Raw genomic sequence first — 2,191 nt, forward strand, 5'->3', positions numbered from 1 at the left:
CGTTACGGTTGAAAACGCCCTGCTTTCCGGCCAGTCTTCCGGCCCGCCGGTATTCACCTTGCCGATCACCGTCTGACGGTCCACCACGCCACCCTGACCACCCTGCACAGCAGGTTCCCCGATGGACGGCTGGGCTGCGTGGGCTTCGGGCAGCGACAGAAAACTCCAAAATCCCCCGGCAGCTTTTTTGCCGGGGGTTGGCAACGTGCCGCGGGACTGCCCGGCGGCAAAAAATTCTATGTCCAGCCTGCCTGGGGCAGACCGTTGAACAATACTCGCCGCGTGGCCGGAAAGCTGAACCTGTATGCGCCCGCCCGCAGATTCCACATTTTTGACAAGCGCCCCTGCGGCAGGCAGGCCACCGGCCCGCACCAAAGACGACATATCCGCATTGGGAAAATTAATGTAAAAAATTAAGTTTTGAGCGTCAGCAGAAACCACTTCAGTCCCTTGCGCAGGAGCATCAAGGTGCAGGCGAAGCCTTTCAACCCCTTCTTCCGGGGAAAACCAGCTCCAGGCGAGCGCTTGTGCGGGAGCCGGACAAAAGATGCCGATGGTCAGCAGGAGGAAAAAAAAGATGGGTGCACAAGCCTGCCGAAAGAAAGTACGGCTGATGCGCAAGATTTCGCCGGTATGGGCGGAAGAGTGAAAACGGCCTGTGCCGGTAAAAAAGATCATGTTCACGTGCGCTTCGCGAAGAGGGTTGAATATCAGGAACCGTCATGCGCTATGCAACATATGTACCATTACGCATTACGCTTTTTGAGTTTTTCAATAAGAGTCGTGCGTTTGATACCCAGTAACTCCGCCGCCTGATTCTTGACGCCCAGGGCCTTATCCAATGCCTCGTCAATCAGGCGTCCTTCAACCGCGTCAAGAAAATCCTTCAAGGTCAGGCCCTGCGCTTCCAGCACGCTCAGGTCAGGCCAGGCAAAAATGCCCGGTTCCCGCATGGTCCCATTGTTCGGCGTCGCGATGGAAGCTGGCGAGGCCTCATTTTCATTTTCAACATTCGCGTTGGTAACATGCTCAGGCGAAAGAGTATTTTCGGCCACGCCCGGATCTCCGGTGCCGTCACAAATATCTTCCACTTCCGGCAGGGATGCAATATCGCCCACCTGATCAAGTATCTTGCCGGGCAAATCCTGCGGGCGCACCACATTTCCGTCCACGAGAATGCTCAGTCGCTCCATAAAATTTTCAAGCTCACGCACATTGCCGGGCCAGGTGTAGGCAGAAAGCACACGGCGCGCGTCGTCGTCAAGCGTGAGCACCGGCCGCTTTTTTTTGCCGCAAAAATGGGTCAGAAAATACCGCGCCAGCACAAGCACGTCGCCTCCCCTTTCGCGCAGGGGCGGCAGGTGCAGAGGGATGACATTGAGGCGGTAGTAAAGGTCTTCGCGAAAGCGCCCGGCAGCCACCTCGGCTTCAAGGTCGCGGTTGGTGGCCGCCACAATACGCACGTCCACCTTTTTACAGCCGTTTCCGCCAACGCGCTCTATCTCTTTTTCCTGGAGCACGCGCAAAATCTTGACCTGAAGACTCAGATCCATTTCACCTATTTCATCAAGGAAGATGGTGCCGCCGTCCGCCAGTTCAAAGCGGCCCGGCCGGGAACGTATGGCGTGGGTAAACGCTCCCTTTTCGTGACCGAAAAGTTCGCTTTCAAGCAGTTCTTTAGGGATGGCCCCACAGTTGATGGGAACAAAGGGCCTGTCTTCACGGCTGCTGTTTGAGTGCAGGGCGCGCACGAGCAACTCCTTGCCTGTTCCGGATTCGCCGGTTACAAGCACAGTGCTGTCGGTGGGCGCAACCTTGCCGAGAACCTTAAAAACCTCTGCCAGACTTGTGCTCTGACCAATGATACCATCTGTATTCAACGCCATGAATTTTTCTCCACCAGTAATCCTTTCTTGTGTCAATACACTGACGCGAAAAGGATTACCAGTAAAAAAGCTGTTTTGACATTCCGTTTATCCAGCCAGTATCCGTATGAACGAAAATTCCGCTATGTCCGCTCTGCCAGGCCTGCCTCCCTGCCCCCTGGACGGGGAAAAAGAAAAACTGCTTGCCGCCCTTGAGCAGAACAGCGGGCTTGTGCTCAGCGCCAGCCCTGGCGCGGGCAAGAGCAGCAGGGTTCCCCTGTGGCTGCTTGACGCCCCGTGGCGCTGCGGTCGCAATATACTCCTGC

2 protein-coding genes and 1 pseudogene are annotated in these 2,191 nt (G+C 56.1%); 1 reads left to right on the forward strand and 2 read right to left on the reverse strand.

Annotated features, from left to right (window positions below):
- A pseudogene (locus tag V6C16_RS11640) lies at positions 1 to 678 on the reverse strand (hypothetical protein); the annotation flags it as partial.
- Between the two features lie 68 nt (positions 679 to 746).
- Entirely contained in the window at positions 747 to 1,886 is a 1,140-nt protein-coding gene (locus V6C16_RS11645; protein WP_333536841.1) for a sigma-54 interaction domain-containing protein, read from the reverse strand.
- 124 nt (positions 1,887 to 2,010) lie between these two features.
- On the opposite strand from V6C16_RS11645, the gene V6C16_RS11650 reads away from it, so the two are divergent.
- Positions 2,011 to 2,191: hypothetical protein (locus V6C16_RS11650; RefSeq protein ID WP_333543278.1), on the forward strand; the 181-nt coding region annotated here is incomplete at its 3' end.

The sequence above is a fragment of the Desulfovibrio sp. 1188_IL3213 genome (assembly GCF_036763145.1).
Taxonomy (GTDB): domain Bacteria; phylum Desulfobacterota; class Desulfovibrionia; order Desulfovibrionales; family Desulfovibrionaceae; genus Desulfovibrio.

Excerpts from the sequence above, each read along its gene's own strand:
- V6C16_RS11645 (WP_333536841.1), bottom strand. The coding sequence starts at position 1,886 with ATGGCGTTGAATACAGATGGTATCATTGGTCAGAGCACAAGTCTGGCA.